Origin of the sequence: Oceanobacillus sp. FSL W8-0428, from assembly GCF_038004405.1 — a bacterium.
Classification (GTDB): Bacteria; Bacillota; Bacilli; order Bacillales; family Amphibacillaceae; genus Oceanobacillus; species Oceanobacillus sojae.
In genome coordinates this window covers 92,356-108,778 of sequence record NZ_JBBORB010000001.1, presented here as the reverse complement: position 1 = coordinate 108,778, position 16,423 = coordinate 92,356, and the positions used below count along the sequence as shown (strand labels likewise).

General features: G+C 37.2%; 18 protein-coding genes. 15 read left to right on the top strand and 3 right to left on the bottom strand.

Going from position 1 to position 16,423, the window contains the following annotated elements:
• Positions 1 to 89: 89 nt before the first annotated feature.
• Positions 90 to 2,084, bottom strand: coding sequence for a penicillin-binding transpeptidase domain-containing protein (locus MKY30_RS00500; protein ID WP_339282719.1), 1,995 nt, complete (start codon positions 2,082 to 2,084; stop codon positions 90 to 92).
• Positions 2,085 to 2,398: 314 nt separating this feature from the next.
• Positions 2,399 to 3,343, bottom strand: a complete 945-nt coding sequence (locus MKY30_RS00495; RefSeq protein ID WP_147210155.1) for an LCP family glycopolymer transferase — start codon at positions 3,341 to 3,343, stop codon at positions 2,399 to 2,401.
• A gap of 388 nt (positions 3,344 to 3,731) precedes the next feature.
• Between MKY30_RS00495 and MKY30_RS00490 the strand changes: the two genes are divergently transcribed.
• Positions 3,732 to 3,887 carry a hypothetical protein gene (locus tag MKY30_RS00490; RefSeq protein ID WP_186813608.1) on the top strand — a complete coding sequence of 52 codons (156 nt, stop codon included), beginning with the start codon at positions 3,732 to 3,734 and terminating at the stop codon, positions 3,885 to 3,887.
• A gap of 119 nt (positions 3,888 to 4,006) precedes the next feature.
• Here MKY30_RS00490 and MKY30_RS00485 read toward each other — a convergent pair whose 3' ends face one another.
• Positions 4,007 to 4,657: a YigZ family protein gene (locus MKY30_RS00485; protein WP_156984901.1), complete on the bottom strand. Its 651-nt coding sequence runs from the start codon at positions 4,655 to 4,657 to the stop codon at positions 4,007 to 4,009.
• Positions 4,658 to 5,119: 462 nt separating this feature from the next.
• On the opposite strand from MKY30_RS00485, the gene MKY30_RS00480 reads away from it, so the two are divergent.
• From MKY30_RS00480 to flaG, 14 genes are all read left to right on the top strand, one after another.
• The gene (locus MKY30_RS00480) at positions 5,120 to 6,253 is read left to right on the top strand and encodes a sensor histidine kinase (protein WP_147210157.1); all 1,134 of its coding nucleotides are present in this window, start codon (positions 5,120 to 5,122) and stop codon (positions 6,251 to 6,253) included.
• Between the two features lie 359 nt (positions 6,254 to 6,612).
• Positions 6,613 to 7,308 carry a response regulator gene (locus MKY30_RS00475; protein WP_077601921.1) on the top strand — a complete coding sequence of 232 codons (696 nt, stop codon included), beginning with the start codon at positions 6,613 to 6,615 and terminating at the stop codon, positions 7,306 to 7,308.
• Positions 7,309 to 7,588: 280 nt separating this feature from the next.
• Positions 7,589 to 8,431, top strand: coding sequence for a DegV family protein (locus MKY30_RS00470; protein WP_156984900.1), 843 nt, complete (start codon positions 7,589 to 7,591; stop codon positions 8,429 to 8,431).
• Positions 8,432 to 8,537: 106 nt separating this feature from the next.
• Positions 8,538 to 9,947, top strand: a complete 1,410-nt coding sequence (locus MKY30_RS00465; RefSeq protein WP_341085578.1) for a DEAD/DEAH box helicase — start codon at positions 8,538 to 8,540, stop codon at positions 9,945 to 9,947.
• A complete protein-coding gene (locus MKY30_RS00460; protein WP_156984899.1) occupies positions 9,944 to 10,621 on the top strand; it encodes a ComF family protein in 678 nt (225 codons plus the stop codon). Before MKY30_RS00465 ends, MKY30_RS00460 begins: the two co-directional genes overlap by 4 nt.
• A 242-nt stretch (positions 10,622 to 10,863) precedes the next feature.
• On the top strand, positions 10,864 to 11,286 hold the full coding sequence (locus MKY30_RS00455) for a TIGR03826 family flagellar region protein (protein WP_147210160.1): 423 nt from the start codon (positions 10,864 to 10,866) through the stop codon (positions 11,284 to 11,286).
• Positions 11,287 to 11,362: 76 nt separating this feature from the next.
• Positions 11,363 to 11,626, top strand: a complete 264-nt coding sequence (gene flgM, locus MKY30_RS00450; RefSeq protein ID WP_341082502.1) for a flagellar biosynthesis anti-sigma factor FlgM — start codon at positions 11,363 to 11,365, stop codon at positions 11,624 to 11,626.
• Between the two features lie 27 nt (positions 11,627 to 11,653).
• The gene (locus MKY30_RS00445; protein WP_186813609.1) at positions 11,654 to 12,136 is read left to right on the top strand and encodes a flagellar protein FlgN; all 483 of its coding nucleotides are present in this window, start codon (positions 11,654 to 11,656) and stop codon (positions 12,134 to 12,136) included.
• 19 nt (positions 12,137 to 12,155) lie between these two features.
• Positions 12,156 to 13,628 (top strand): flagellar hook-associated protein FlgK, encoded by a 1,473-nt coding sequence (gene flgK, locus MKY30_RS00440; protein ID WP_341082500.1) that lies wholly within the window; start codon positions 12,156 to 12,158, stop codon positions 13,626 to 13,628.
• Between the two features lie 9 nt (positions 13,629 to 13,637).
• The gene (flgL, locus tag MKY30_RS00435; RefSeq protein WP_341082499.1) at positions 13,638 to 14,519 is read left to right on the top strand and encodes a flagellar hook-associated protein FlgL; all 882 of its coding nucleotides are present in this window, start codon (positions 13,638 to 13,640) and stop codon (positions 14,517 to 14,519) included.
• A gap of 142 nt (positions 14,520 to 14,661) precedes the next feature.
• Positions 14,662 to 15,225, top strand: a complete 564-nt coding sequence (locus MKY30_RS00430) for a DUF6470 family protein (protein ID WP_156984894.1) — start codon at positions 14,662 to 14,664, stop codon at positions 15,223 to 15,225.
• 12 nt (positions 15,226 to 15,237) lie between these two features.
• Positions 15,238 to 15,684 (top strand): flagellar assembly protein FliW, encoded by a 447-nt coding sequence (gene fliW / locus MKY30_RS00425; protein ID WP_156984893.1) that lies wholly within the window; start codon positions 15,238 to 15,240, stop codon positions 15,682 to 15,684.
• Positions 15,684 to 15,908 carry a carbon storage regulator CsrA gene (gene csrA, locus MKY30_RS00420; protein WP_147210167.1) on the top strand — a complete coding sequence of 75 codons (225 nt, stop codon included), beginning with the start codon at positions 15,684 to 15,686 and terminating at the stop codon, positions 15,906 to 15,908. Before fliW ends, csrA begins: the two co-directional genes overlap by 1 nt.
• Positions 15,909 to 16,063: 155 nt before the next feature.
• Positions 16,064 to 16,423 (top strand): flagellar protein FlaG, encoded by a 360-nt coding sequence (flaG, locus tag MKY30_RS00415; RefSeq protein WP_147210168.1) that lies wholly within the window; start codon positions 16,064 to 16,066, stop codon positions 16,421 to 16,423.

Here is a 16,423-nt window from a genome sequence, read left to right as displayed (position 1 = left end):
GTGGCAGACACTCTTTCTGCTGTATGGTTTTTTCTGCGGAAATAAAAAGGGTTGAGCATTTATAAATGCTCAACCTCTTAACAATAGCTTTAATCTTTAATATCAATTAAAATCTTTGTTGCTTTCTCAACTCCTGAACTGCGATCATGATTCTTGGTTCCTTCTACCATAATGGCAATCATTAAATCCTGATCATCTGTCGGGTAGCCGACAAACCAGCTATTCTCATCACCGCTATCTTCACCAGTTAATTTTAATTCTGCTGTTCCTGTTTTACCAGAGATAGGGAAATCAGCTTCTTTAGCTGCTTTACCAGTTCCTTCTGTAACAACCTTGCTCAGAGATTCTTGAATCTCATCAGCTTGTTCTTCTGTAATCAAGCCTTCTTTCCAAACCTGACCAGTTTCTTCTTCTGTTAATAAAGTTGGTTGAATCATATCCCCTTTATTCAAAAAAGTTGAATAGGTAGTTGCAAGATGCAGAGCACTCATTTCAATTTCACCTTGTCCATAGCTTGTATGTGCCAGTAGGTGTGTATCATCTAAGTCTCCTGAATTGGAAATAGTAGAATCTGTAACTGGATAGGTGTATGGAAATTCCTCTCCAACTCCAAATTCATGCAGGCCTTCAACAAAAGCATCTCCGCCCATTTCTACAGCTTTCATAGCAAAATAAATATTATCTGAACGTATCAAGGCATCATCCAGATCAACAGGGCCATTAGAAGTTGATACGCGTGTTACATTATAATCTTCCCACTTCAGCCCTTCAATTTCAATGCCTTCATCGTATACAATTGTACCGTTTTTTAATCCGATTGCACCAGTGATTGGTTTAATAACAGAGCCGGGAGCAAAGGTAGAAGAAAATCGATTCTGCATTGGCTGCAGCTCATTCTCTTCCATATCGCTCCAATAGTTTGAAGATGTTCCATAAAGGATATCATTCGGATCAAATGATGGACTGCTTACTAAAGCCAGTGTTTCTCCAGTTTTTGGATCAATAACAGCAGCATTGCCGGGATCTTCATCAAATCCCTGGAAAACTTTATCCTGAATATTAATATCAATTGTTACAGTAATATTTTGTCCGTCTTCTGCTTCTTTTTCAGCTAGAGTAACATTTTCTTCGCCTTCTTTTACAATTTGAATAGCTGCTCCTTTTTTACCGCGAAGCTCTTCTTCAAATAAACTTTCCAGTCCGCGTGCACCAATTCTGTCGGAAGAACTGTATTCTGTTGTATCGAGCTCTTCTAAATCTTCCGCATTGACTGAACGGAGATACCCTACCAGGTGGGCAGCTATTTCCCCCTCTGGATAAACTCTTCCAGTAATTTCCTGATAAGAAACCCCTTCGATTGCATTTAATTGCTGGACAGTATCTGAATTATCCGGAAGTATACTTTTCAGTGGTACAAATAAATCGTCCTCAACCCATTCGGCTTCAATACTTGAATTGACAGAGTCGACAGACATTCCAAGTAAACGGGCGATTTCCTCACGCTTTGCTTCATTGTCTCCTAATTCACTTGGGATAACTCCAAATTGATAGACAGTATCATTAATTGCAAGCGGTATTTGGTTTTTATCAAGAATCTCACCTCTGACTGGTTCATCAGGAGAAACATTAATTTTTCCGCCATCAGCAAGTTCCGGAAAGATAAAGCCGGGATCCCAATTAATTAACCAGCTGTCTTCTTCATCTTCTTTTTCAACTAAGGTTAGTTCAGCCTGATAATCAAATGAAATTTCACCAGCTACCGTATTCATATTAACAGTGAAGGGGATAGTTGCTATTCCATCATCATACGCATTGGCAATCTCTCTTTCTTCTAATTCCTGCATATTAAATTCAATATCAGAAGCAGAAATATCTTCATATAAATTCTTCAGGCGAATAAACGAATCTTCGTCACTATATGTATCTTTCGCTTCTTCAGAAAAAAGATTATATAGAGATTCATAGTCTCCTTCTTCTATTGATTCTGCATATTGTTTTAGTGTATTCGTTGGGTCGGCTTGTTCTTCAGAGCACCCGGCTAACAGGGCAATAAAAAGAATCATCCATAAACTTTTTTTCCACATTTTCTAACCCCCATTAAAAAATATCTCTTTACGTAAAAGTATAACATGTTCTGCATTATTAATAGAATGATAGATAGAAAGTCATAAAAAATTTAATAAATATATGTTTAAAAGATACTAACAGTTTTCAGCAGGCGATTACTCGCCCTTTTTAAACTTCCTCTATAGGTGTTATTTATCCAATTAGAAAATAGAAAGAGATTGTGTGAAAAAACGTCACGCTGTATATACCAGGTGACGTTTTGTTTTCCAATCGGAATCAGTAGTCTGTTTACCTGAAGTCTGTTCACAGTCCTTCAGCAATGACTATTTCTTTATTTTTGTTCCATATGCTCAGTAATCGTTGAATTTATATGGTTGATTTCCTCCTCAGGTACAATATAGTACCAAACGCCATTAATGGTTTGACCATCTCCGGATATTTCCAGTGTCTCTACATTCTTTCTAGTTCCACTGTAGTCCTTGAATAATGTCTGCAGTCGCTTCATATCTAAATCAGTTTGGACATTATTTCCTAAAATATCAAGGATATTACTGGCTTTGGTAATACTTGAAAAGCTGGCTGCTTCATCCATTGCAGCAACAATTACATCACGTTGACGTTCATTTCTTCCCATATCTCCGCGGCTATCTTGTTTTCTCATACGGATATAAGAAAGAGCTTCTTCCCCATTCAAGTTAACATTTCCTTCATTGAATTCATGTCCATCCTGAGAAAATGCTGTGCTGTTTTGAACAGTGACACCGCCAAGAGCATCAATACCTTGCTCAAAACCTTCCATATTCACACGAATATAAGAGTGAACCGGCAAATCAAATGCCTGCTCCACTGTTTCTACAGATAACTGCGTCCCGCCGAAAGCATATGCATGATTGATTTTATCCATTCCCCGGCCGGGAATATTTACGTAAGTATCACGTGGAATACTTAACATAACCATAGAATCTGTTTTAGGATTTAAGGAAAGCAAAATCATAGTGTCAGAACGGCCGGCATCACCATCACGTTCATCCACGCCGAGCAGCAGAATATTAACAGCATCTGAATCGTTATACAGACGGTTTATTTCATCTTTCCGTCCCGGGTCATTATCTCTTTCTAATGGATTATGCATTGATTCTACTACTTTACCAACCTGGCTCCAAACAAAGAAAGCCCCGCCGCCAATAACTAAAACAAAAAATAGGATTATTCCACCAACAATAAATGGCCATTTCTTTCTCTTTTTGCGAATTTTATTATCTACTCTAGATACCAAAATATTCTCCTCTATTCTTTCCTCGATTTAAAAAATTTTTACTAATTGTCAGGAAAAATAAATCTGTAATAAATTATATCGAAATTTGGATTAATCGTCTATGTTTTAAACAAATTTTGTAGGTAATTTTTCTCTATGATGAAGAAATAAAAAAAAGAAATTAAAAGAATATATTACATTTATTGTTTAAAAAAACGTGAAATTAAGAGTAAACTGACTGCCAATCTATTAAAATTAAAAAAATTATCAAAAAAAGTAGACAATATGGATTTTTTTTTATAGAATTACGTTTAATGAGAAAATTCATCTTAGAACACAGTATTCGACATTTACATATTATGGTAAAGGTTGACAGCTTCAAGAAAAATTATTCAAAGGCGGTAGATGAATGGGCAGGGAGCAAGAACAGTATCAAAAGATTCTAAAAAGAGTCATTCACGATACGGAAAATCAAAAATTAAATTCAATGGATGAAATAGTTCAATTACTAGTTAAAGAACTGTCATTGAACACGAACGTAAAGAAATCTATTAAATCATTTTAATTTAAAAGGCTCTGTCAGATTACCTTAATCTGACAGAGCCTCTTTGTATGCCGGGAAATAATAGAATCAATCCTTTCCGGATAATTATTTATTGATAAATAGCTGCATTCTGCTCTTGTTTAAGAAGGAGTATCATTAACATCAATTTCAACATATTTTTGATCCAGTAATTCGATCGTCACCTGCGCATTTGTCATTTCGATTATCCAATTTTTAAAAGTATCTGTTTCTTCTGTTTTCACATAAATAATAAATGCCACATTCTCAAGGTAATGAATATTTTCTAAAATATAATTTGATTGCTGTCGGACCTCATTTTCCAGCTTGCCCAGCAGGGGATATTCGACAGTAACCGAAACTCCCTGCATCAGTTCGCGGCGGACGATTCCAGTTGTTTTGATACCTTGCGTAGTTGCTGATCCATATGCGCGGATAAGACCGCCTGCTCCAAGCTTTATACCTCCAAAGTATCTTGTCACGACAACTGCAGTATCTTTCAAACCTTTTTTCTTCAATACTTCTAAAATAGGTACACCGGCAGTTCCGCTTGGTTCTCCGTCGTCATTTGCTTTTTGTATATGATCTGTTTCACCTATAATATATGCGGAACAATTATGTGTAGCATCCCGGTGTTCTTTTTTTATGGATTGGATAAATTCCTGAGCCTCTTCCTCTGATTCGACACGTTTAACATTTGCTATAAAACGTGATTTTTGAATTGTTATTTCGTCTGCACCCTGGTGTTTTACAGTATAATAAGCTGATAGCATTCTAATTTTCACCTCAATAAAAATAACTGTTCTATTAAAAAATTCACCAAAATCTATAATGGATAAATTAAGTATAATTATGATTTCTAGTAGCCGCTGCAACGAGTTATAATGGGGAGTAATATTAAATAACAGAAAAAAACTGCGCTTTCTATGGACTTGAACTCAGCCTGAAAAAAGAAGCTCTCTTTTTCCGTTACCGGTTCGTACAACTATCATAGTTATTCATTAATATCAACCATTGATTTTAAGGTTGAACCTTATAAAATAACTCATATAATTATATTTTATCACTAGATTTTCAGTATTTATTACCCATGTCATTTTCTCTCAGTTTACAAGAACATGGGCATAAGTAAAAAAACTGTATTATTACAAGAGCTTTTAATTAATTTTTTGAAAATATCCTTATAAAATCAAGGAAAGTTACGAATAATTATAACATAGGTTGGTGAGTTTCTGATGACAATAAGATTAAATAACCAGGCAATAGATCAAATTGTAGACAATATGATACAGATGGTTGATCAAAGTAAACATCAAGTATTTGAAATTACCGAAGAAGGAAGAAAAGAGTATGAATATCTTTCTAAGGAACTAGAGTCAACCAAAAAAAAAGTAAAAAAGTATATTGAAAAAGGAGACAACCTGGAGAAGGATGTAAAAAAATATCGTCAACAGCTCGCCTTAGTAAGTAAGGACTTTAACAAATACTCTGAGAATGAGGTGCGTAAGGTTTATGAAAAAACGCATGATTTTCAAACAAAATTAATCATTATGCGTGAAGAAGAAAAGCTGCTGCGGCAGCGGCGTGATGAAATAGAAATCAGATTGACAAGTCTTACACATATACTGGAACGTGGTGAAGAGCTTGTTGCAAAAATTGCTGTAATTTTTAATTTTCTGCAGGATGATTTTAAGCAGGTAAATGAAATGATTGAAGATGCCAGAGAAAAACAAGAGTTTGGCTTGAAAATTATTGAAGCACAAGAAGAGGAAAGAAAAAAGCTCTCCAGGGAAATCCATGACGGACCAGCTCAAATGCTGGCTAATGTGTTATTACGTTCAGATATTCTTGACTATATTGTGAAAAAAGGAACACCTGAAGAAATATCCGAAGAGATTAAGTCATTGCGAAAAAATGTCCGCGTTTCTTTACAGGAGGTCCGGAGAATTATATATGATTTACGGCCGATGGCACTGGATGATTTAGGAGTAGTTCCGACAATTCGAAAATATGTAGACAGGCTGACTGAATACCACGATATCCATATAGATTTTATTGTGTTTGGAGAAGAAAAAAGATTAAATAATAAATATGAAGTTGCTTTATTCCGGCTGATGCAGGAAGCTGCGCAAAATGCTATTAAACATAGTGAAGCAACAGAAATCAAGGTCAAATTAGAAATTTTAAAAGATAGATTAATCCTGGTTGTAGCGGATAATGGCAAAGGATTTAACCCGGCGGAGAAGAGCGAGAATTCTTTCGGATTAATAGGGATGAGAGAACGGGTTGAGATGCTCGACGGCAAACTGGATATTATTACAGGGAAGGGAAAGGGAACAACGGTTACAATAAATGTTCCATATTCTTAAACTTAAGTATATAATTAAAAATAGATATTGTAGAAAAAAGGCGCTTTTTGTATAAAAATAGTAGAGGACTTAAAAAATTACAAAAAAACAAAAATTTTTTATAACATAATTCTACCTTCCTGCATTCTTTTAAACTCCTACTTTAAAAACGGAAAGCGCCTTGGCATTTTCATAACGATGTTCTCATCTGTAAAATAACTAAGCCTTTAAAAATAAATAGATTTGAGCTGAAATGAGACAATAGCAATGATATGTACTACAATAGACTTACTTTAATTTAAAAAAAACTATGCTATCTATCTATTAATGATTAAAAAAACGTTCAATTAGTATCATTAAGTAGAAAAGGAGATTTATATATGGATGATGTACAAAAAGAAGTAAATATTGTATTAATTGACGATCATAAATTATTTCGGGAAGGTGTTAAACGGATTTTAGAGTTTGAATCGGCTTTTAAGGTAGTTGCAGAGGGCGATGACGGCTCTGAGGCTGCTAATCTTGTAAGAGATAATAATCCGGATGTTGTGCTGATGGACATCAATATGCCTAAAATCAATGGTGTACAGGCAACTGCTGATTTAATAAGACAATTTCCAAATACAAAAATAATCATTTTATCTATCCATGACGATGAAAACTATGTTACACATGCATTAAAAACAGGGGCGCAAGGTTACTTATTAAAAGAGATGGATGCAGAGGCACTTGTAGAGGCAATTAAAGTGGTAAGCAGCGGAGGTTCTTATTTGCATCCGCGTATTACACATAATTTAGTGAAAGAATATCGCCGATTAGCAAGAGAAAACACTTCCAGTCTGGCAAACAGGAATGTGGAGCATCGTAAACCGCTACATTTATTAACAAGAAGAGAATGTCAGGTACTTCAGCTGTTAGCGGAAGGAAAGAGTAACCGTGCAGTGGCAGAATCTCTTTATATCAGTGAAAAAACAGTTAAAAACCATGTAAGTAATATTCTTCAAAAGATGAATGTTAATGATCGAACGCAAGCAGTAGTTTGCGCAATTCGAAAAGGCTGGGTAGAAGTTATTTAATCGTAAAAAAGAAAGGTGTCCTGATTCTTATTGTCAGGGCGCTTTTTTATATCTACAAGATATAAGCTGTTAGCTGGAAAAGATAAGCGGATGCTATATAACTGGTTAAGAGGCCGATAAAGCATTCGATTTTTACGGGATTATCGTGTAGAATAATGTCAAGTAAACAGATTTCACATACAGGTATAAAGAAACGGCACAGCATGAAAAGTGGAAACAGCCTATCATTTTTGTGCTGTCATTTTACTGTAATGACAGAAAAGAAAAGGAGTAATTGTCTATGAAGATTGCTGTCATGTCAGATAGCACAGCGTATATTACGCCGGAAGATCGTGAAAAATATAGAATTCATATGGTTCCGCTGAGCGTAACTTTTCAGGATGATTCCTATCGTGAGGAATTAGATATTACAACAGAAGAATTTTATCAAAAGCTTGCAGATTCCAAAGAATTGCCACGTACTTCACAGCCGTCTGTGGGCGAGGTTACAAAAAAACTCGAGGAATTAGCAGAAGACTATGACGCTGTCATTTCTATTCATTTATCAAGTGGTATAAGTGGAACATACCAGACAATGGTGAGCGCAGGAGAGATGATTGAAGGAATTGATGTCTATGCCTATGATTCTGAAATCAGCTGTATGGTACAGGGATTCTATGCATTGGAAGCAGCAGCGATGGCTCAGGATGGAAAATCTGTACATGCTATTTTAGCAAGAATGGATGAAATGAAAAAAACTGTCCGTGCCTATTTTATGGTTGATGATTTAACAAATCTTCAAAGAGGTGGAAGATTATCAAATGCACAAGCGATATTAGGCAGTCTTTTACAGATAAAACCTATCCTTCATTTTGAAAATAAGCTGATTGTCCCGTTTGAAAAAATTCGCACGAAGAAAAAAGCAATTTCCCGTATTCTTGGATTATTAGAAGAAGAGGTTGCTGCAGGCAAAAATCTCCGAGTTGTATTTATTCATGGGAATGACCTTCCTTATGCAGAAAAATTAGAAACAGATTTTAAAGAAAAGCATCCAGAAATAGAAACGTCCATCAGTTATTTCGGCCCTGTTATTGGTACCCACCTGGGACAAGGTGCTATTGGTGTTGCCTGGTATGAAAAATAAAATATAACTTCATTCAGCATTGCAAAAGCTCACTGAATGAAGTTTCCCCCTAAACTTGAGCAATTGTTATAAAATAATCCGCATTTATGGAGGTATCAAATTGAATATGGATAAATTGATTTCGTGTTCCCCCAGACTCCTCGCCGAATCTTTATCCGGTAAACGATTATTGGAAGAAGAAATCTCTCTTCCTGAGAAATGTTTTCATGTTCTCCTCTCTACAAAACAGTTAATCCCAATCCCTGCAATAGAAAATCAAAAAGGCTCCGTAAAATGTATCCGGTGCGGCAATACCTCAAAATATTATTTTTCAGAATATCCCTGTGGAATTTGTCAGCAAAAGCATCTATATTGCCGTAACTGTATTCAAATGGGAAGAATAAGTGAATGTAAGCCGCTCTATAGATGGAATGGGGCAGAGGTACATTGGCCAAAGCATTCCAATCCTTTAACCTGGGAAGGAAAATTAACACCTGCCCAAAGCAATGCAGCAGCACAGCTGGAAAAGGCTGTTATTGAAAAACTGCCAGCCTGCTTATGCTGGGCAGTATGCGGAGCTGGAAAATCTGAAATGCTGTTCCCGGCAATTACCGTTGCTTTGAAGCAGGGGAAACGAATCGCATTAGCCTCTCCCCGTGTAGATGTTATCAGGGAATTATTTCCCCGGCTGGAACAGGCTTTTCAAGATGTGACCATCGAAGCACTTTATGGAGGAAGTGAGCATAAGGCAGGTAAGTCCCAGCTGATTTTAGCAACCACGCATCAATTAATGCGTTACTATCAAGCATTTGATGTATTGATTATTGATGAAGTCGATGCTTTCCCATTTTACCTAGATAAAAGCTTAATGTATGCTGCAAAGCAGGCAGCCAAGAAACAATCTACGACTTTATACCTCACCGCTACCCCTCATAAAAATTTCAGACTGCAGATGAAGCTGGGAAAACTTCCGCATGTTTTTGTGCCTTTGCGTTACCATGGACATCTTCTCCCTGTTCCTAAACTTAAATTTGCCTTTCACCTTACCAGCCAGCTTGCAAATAAAAAACTTCCTGATGCTTTTCGAAAATGGCTTATAAATAGAAAGAATCCTCAACGGCAATTACTGATTTTTGGGCCGAAAATTTCTATGATAAAGGAACTGAAAGAAGTAATTATATTATTATTACTTCAAACAGGCGCTATTTCGGCTTCTGAGGAATTACAAGCTGTTTATGCGGCCGATAAAGATAGAGAGGCGAAAATAAAACAATTTCGAAATCGGGAATTACACGCTTTGATCACGACGACTATATTGGAAAGAGGGGTTACCTTCCCTTCTGTAGATGTTGCTGTACTGGCCGCTGGTCATGAAGTGTTTAATGAAGCCGCACTGGTTCAGATTGCCGGTCGTGCAGGAAGAAGCGCAGATGACCCGAGCGGAGAGGTGATTTTCTTTCATGACGGAAAAACAGATGCAATTGAAAAGGCGAGACAGATGATTTTAGATATGAATGAGAGGGGGAGAAAGCTTTGAATTTTTGTGTGTATTGTCATGAACGAATTGAACAGCCATTGACATGGTCTACCTGGCTGACAGTGAAAAAGAATAATGTATTATGCACATCCTGTACTGGTAAATTGGAGATGATTTCTGGGGAACGATGTAAGGTATGCAGCCGGGCCTGGAGCTCGTCGATTTGTTTAGATTGCCAGCAGTGGAGAGAGCTGGGCGATAATATTGAAAGAAATTATTCTATTTTTCATTATAATGAGACGATACGTGAGATGATTACACAATGGAAATTCCGGGGGGATTATTTATTAAGAGAAATGTTTCGAAATGAACTGAAAAGTGCTTTTGAAAAACAGTTTGCAAATAATGCTGCTTCCCTGACGGTTATTCCGATTCCGTTAAGTGAAAGCAGAATGCAAGAGAGAGGGTTTAACCAGTCCCTGGCCCTGGCAGAGATGCTGGATGCTCCTATAAAGCAGGTATTACGCAGGAAGAGTGGCGAAAAACAGGCAAAGAAAAATCGGAAAGCCCGTTTGAAGAGAGATAATCCTTTCTCCATAACAGAACCATTAAAACAAGCTGCCCTGATTGTTGATGATATTTACACAACAGGTACAACCGTCCGGCAGGCAGCACAGCAATTAAAGCTCCATGGTTGTCCGGAAGTGTATTCATTAACCATAGCGAGAAGTTAAAAAGAGATGTTCAAAAGGATAAAAAGCAGAAGTATCCCCCAAATAGATAAGCATTTTGTTATAATAAAGATAAATAATTAGCGATTAATTTCCCATTGCCTATTAACAATTTCAGCAATGCTGACGATGATATAAATAAGCAAAAGTATTTCGTGAAAAATAAATCATCATATATAAAGGGTTGTTAATAAATTGAAAAGTTCCTTCCCGGCAGGAAAGTACAGCAGAGAGGAGAAACAAGAATGGGAGAATTGGCAAACTGCGAACGATGTAATCGTGTGTTTGTGAAGCAATTTAGAGACATATGTAATGAATGCTATAAAAAAGAAGAAGAAGACTTCAGACGTGTGTATAACTTTTTAAGAAAACGGGAAAACAGAACTGCTACAATTGGGCAGATTGTAGAAGCAACAGGTGTTGATGAAACTCTCATTCAGAAGTTTATCCGGGAAAAAAGGCTCCAGCCTTCAAATTTTCCGAATCTATCTTATCCTTGTGAAAGATGTCAGCGGCCAATTAAAGAGGGGACTTTATGTGACTCCTGTCAAAATGAATTGAAGAAAGACCTTGTGAGGCATGAGGCAGTGAAGTCTGCCGAGGAAAAAGCATTAGATGCTGAAAGAGAAACAACGTATTACACAAAAGGTGAATGGAAGAACGAATAGTATATGCTGATTGGACAAAAGAAAAAGTAATGCAGCTTCCAGACAAACTGCTCATTACTGGTAAGGGGTGCAGAAAATGAAAATCAATGGACCAAATCCAACAAATTTTAATCCATATAAGCAAGCACTTAAGAATAGACAGACAATAGAGTCAGAATCATATAAAAAAGACAGTATTGAAATATCATCGGAAGCAAAAAAATTGCAGAAGCAGGAGCAGCCAGATGAAAAGCGTGCAGAGTATGTCAATGAAATAAAGCAGAAAATTGATAGCAATCAGTACAAAATAGATTATGAGAAACTTGCTAAAAAAATGCATGGTTTTTGGACCGGAAAGTAAGCTTTAATGGTCAAAGGAGGAAAATTTGTGAGCATTCAGCTGATTCATGCAATGAATGATTTAACAGCAACGCACAAGGATTTGCTGGAATTATCTAAACGAAAAACGGAAACATTGACGAATAATAAGCTTGATGAATTTCAGGCATTGCTTTTAGAAGAGCAAAAACTTATTCGTCAGCTGGAGAAGCAGGAACAGAAAAGGCAGGAAGCTGTAGAAGCCTGGAATGAAGAACAGCATCATCCGGCGGAATCACTGACTATTACAGAGATTCTGAACAGGTTGACCGGCGAAGAGCAGAAAATGGCGGAAGCAGCAGCAGTTGCATTAACGGATACTATTACAGAGTTAAAAAGACAGGAACATTTAAATAAAGCATTACTGGAAGAATCAATGAAGTTTGTACAGCTTTCGATGGAATTAGTCAACCCGACTATCGGCTCGATGAATTATGGAACAGCATCTTCAGAAAAGATGTCCGGCCGTTCTCTATTTGATTCGAAAGCATGAAAAAAGGAGAGAAGATTTGATGAGCACGTTTCGAGGATTAGAAATGTCACGTCAGGCACTGAGTACACAGCAAAGTGCTTTATATACAACAGGGCATAATATTTCCAATGCCAATACACCCGGATATTCCAGACAGCGCGTCAATATGCAGGCAATGAATGGTTATCCGACCCCGGGCATGAACAGCCCGCATCTTCCGGGGCAAATGGGGACTGGAGTAGAAGTCGGTTCTGTACAGCGTATCCGTAACCAATTTTTAGATACGCAATTCCGGGCAGAAAATGCATCCGTAGGGTATTGGTCTGAACGCACAGCAGCACTCTCAAGAATGGAAAACCTATTAAATGAGCCAAGTGATTCAGGGATTGAAGCAGCAATGAGTGATTTTTGGAGCTCTTTGCAGGAAGCTGCTGCCAACCCAACAAATAATGGAGCACGGGCAGTTGTGTTGAAAAGAGGTGAATCATTGGCGGATACTTTTAACCATCTGTCAAAATCTATAAATACGATTCGCACAGATTTACAAAAAGAGACAGAGAATACGATAGATAAAGCAAATGCTATGATTGACCAACTTGATTCCCTCAATAGCCAGATTAAAAAGCTGGAAATCCACGGTTATAATGCGAATGATTTATATGATAAGCGTGACAATATTCTGGACGAGTTATCGGAAATTGTGAATATTGAAGTGGAATATGATGGCAGCCATATACCGAATGGTAAGCAAGGGGATGGCGTAGCGACAGTAAAAGTAGTTCTTGGAGACGGTAATTCGGTGAAATTGGTAGATGGTGTAGAAGGAACGACAAATAAAATTGAGAAGCCGGTTTATACAGAAATCGATGGAATGGAAGTAATCGAAAGCATTAATGTAGGCAATGTGGATATTACATCTTCTAAAGGAACCATTCAAAGCTATGTACATGCTTCTGGATATGTAGAAGATGGAGAAGTTAAAGGAGATTATCCAGAAATGCTTGAAAAACTGGATAACTTAGCATTTGCCATTGCTAATAGTTTTAATGAACTTCATAAGGATGGTGACACAGAAGTGCCGTTCTTTGAAGATCTAGGCGATGAGCCAGCAGGAGCTGCCGGGAAAATAGCGGTCGCTATTAAAGATCATCAAGATATTATAATTTCTTCAGATGGGAATAAAGGAAAAGGGGACGTGGCATTAGATCTTGCTAATGTTTTTACAAGTCCAAATGACGATCTGGGCGGTGTCTCTGTAAACGGCTATCTGGAATCAATTGTTGGTGATGTTGGTGTAAAGACAAGCCATGCCATCACAATGCTAGACAGCACAGCCACATTGCAGCATCAGGTAAGTAACCAGCGTCAATCTATCAGCGCTGTTTCCTTAGATGAAGAAATGACAAACATGATTAAATTCCAGCATGCATATAATGCAGCTGCCCGTGGAATGACAGCAATGGATGAATTAATAGATACAATTATTAATCGAATGGGATTAGTAGGAAGGTAGGTTCAAAAAATGCGAGTAACTCAAAGTATGCTTTCCAATAATATGCTACGCAACTTAACACATAGTAATACACAAATGAATAAATATATGGAGCAGTTATACACCGGAAAAAAAATATCAAAGCCTTCCGATGATCCGATGATCGCGATGAAGGGTGTATCTTACCGTTCAGAATTAGCAAGAATTAATCAATTTGAACGAAATACTTCAGAGGTGAACAGCTGGCTGGATAACACGGATGCTGCGATGGACCAGACAAACCAAGCGATGCAGCGGTTGAAGGAGCTTGCTGTAAAGGCAAGTAATGGGACAAACAGCAGTGACGAATACCAGAGCATTGTTGAAGAAGCAAAGCAGTTAAAAGAGCATCTGGTGGATATTGCTAATACGAATGTAAATGGAAGATATATTTTTAACGGTACTAATTCAGATACACCGCCAGTAACAGTAGATGTAGAAGGCAATGTGATAACTAATTTTGCAGATGATGATGTTGTTATTGAAGTATCAAGCGGTATTACAGTAAAAGCAAATACAGATGGATCCACTGTATTTGGTGAAGATGGAGCTTTATTTGCAACCGTGGACAGCTTTATTAAAAGTCTGGAAGATGGAGAAGGTATCGAGGAGAGTATTGGAGAATTAGATGCTTCCATTGGAGGTATTCTGGATTCACGTGCAGAAATTGGTGCGCGTATGAATAGAGTGGAACTGGTGGAAAACCGCTTAGCTGATCAAAAAATCGTAACGACAAAGACTTTATCTGATAATGAAGATGTCGACTTTGCAGAGGCAATTACGAATCTGATTACACAAGAGAGTTTACATCGAGCAGCACTTTCAGCAGGTTCCCGAATCATCCAGCCTTCTTTAGTTGACTTTTTACGTTAATTGCAAAAGTATAACCGAATATCTTTGGCTTAAGTATTCGTACACGTGAAAGTTATATTTTCTTACTGATTATAAAACACCCTGCCCATTATTCAGTCTGGAGCAGGGTGTTTTTAGAAAATGAGATGGAGAGGGAATAGAGATGGAGATTCCACAAATTAGAATGCATTCACAGCAGGCTAAAATTCAAATACATACAGAACCGGCACAAGTACATATATCTCAGCCTTCGGGTGATTTGACCATCAGACAACCAGCAGCAGAAATCTCCATGCGTACAAAGCCGGGAAGGTTAAATATCGATCAAAGCCAGGCGTGGGAGGACATGAATTTATTAAGTCCCAAAAAGAGTATTGCAAAAAATGCGAAGGCTGGTCAACAGGCGGTACTGCAGGGAACTGCCAGACGAGCACGTCAAGGCGATGCATTAATGAGAATTGAAAACAATTCAGATCCAATCAAAACACAAGCGCTGGAAAATGGATTTACTCAGCAAAAAAGGTTGGGACTTACATTTATCCCGTCTACCTTTGCGGTGAAAACTTCTTATCAACCGGCTGAATTAGATATCCAAGTTCGAACAAATAAGCCAATTATTGAGGGGAAAATAAATAAACCAATCATACAGTATACAGCTGGAAGAATAGAAACCTCACTCGCCCAGCGACAGGAGCTGACAATAGAAGTGGTCAATACGAAAATATAAGGAGTGTGCACCATGAAGATGACATCTACTTATCTAGGTGAAATTGAAGTTGACGAGTCAAAAATAATTAAATTTCCATCAGGAATACCAGGGTTTTCGGAGTCTAAGCAGTTTGTACTGCTGGAACTGCCGGATAATCCCATATTTCATATTTTACAATCGGCAGATGATGCCAATTTAGCTTTTATCATTACGGATCCTTATTATTTATATCAGGACTATTCTTTTGAACTGGAAGCTTCAATCTTGGAATTCTTAAATATAAAAGATCGCAACGACATTGCTATCTATACAATTGTTACAGTAAATAAACCTTTTGAGAAAAGTACAATTAATTTGAAAGCACCAATTGTAATTCATATGAAGGAAAATATTGCGAAACAGGTTGTTCTTCAAAAGGAAGATTATTCTTCCAGGGCGCCAATCAGTCAGCCTCTTCATGAAAAGGAGGAGAACTAATGCTTGTACTTTCCAGAAAAAGAAATGAAGCCATTCAAATTGGAGACGATATTGAGATAGAAGTAATTGCTATTGAGGGCGATCAGGTGAAGCTGGGTATTCGTGCTCCCAAATCAGTAGATATATATCGTCAGGAAATCTACGTAGACATCAAAAACCAAAATAACCAGGCAGCACAAATAGATCAAAATCTCTTTGATTTCTTAAAGGGTGAAAAACTGTAAATTATATTTTTCTTTTTATTGGTTGAGCAGCATGTGTTCTTCCTTATACGGCACAGATAAAGTTGACAAGAACACTTTAAAATATTGCCCTTAACCCTTTACAATTTATAAAAGAAGCCGATATAAAAGATAAACAGTAAGGAGTGTAACATAAAATGGTTGTAAATAAAGCTGGAGTTCAGGATACTTCATTTATCCCTCATTCCATTAAAGCTGTTACATCACCCGCTGCTTTACAATCTGACTCAAAAGACAAAGAAACAGCTTTGAAAGAAGAGAACAAAGTAGTGAGTAAAGAGCAAGTAGAGCAGGCAATTGATAAAATGAATTCATTTTTAGAGCCTGTTAGAAGAAATGTAAAGTTTGTCATGCATGAAAAACTGGAAAAGTATTATGTTACTGTCGTTGATGCAGATAAAGATGAAGTCATACGTGAAATTCCTCCAAAAAAGATGTTGGATATGTATGCTGAAATGGCTGATTTTATGGGCCTGTTAATTAATAAAAAGGTATAG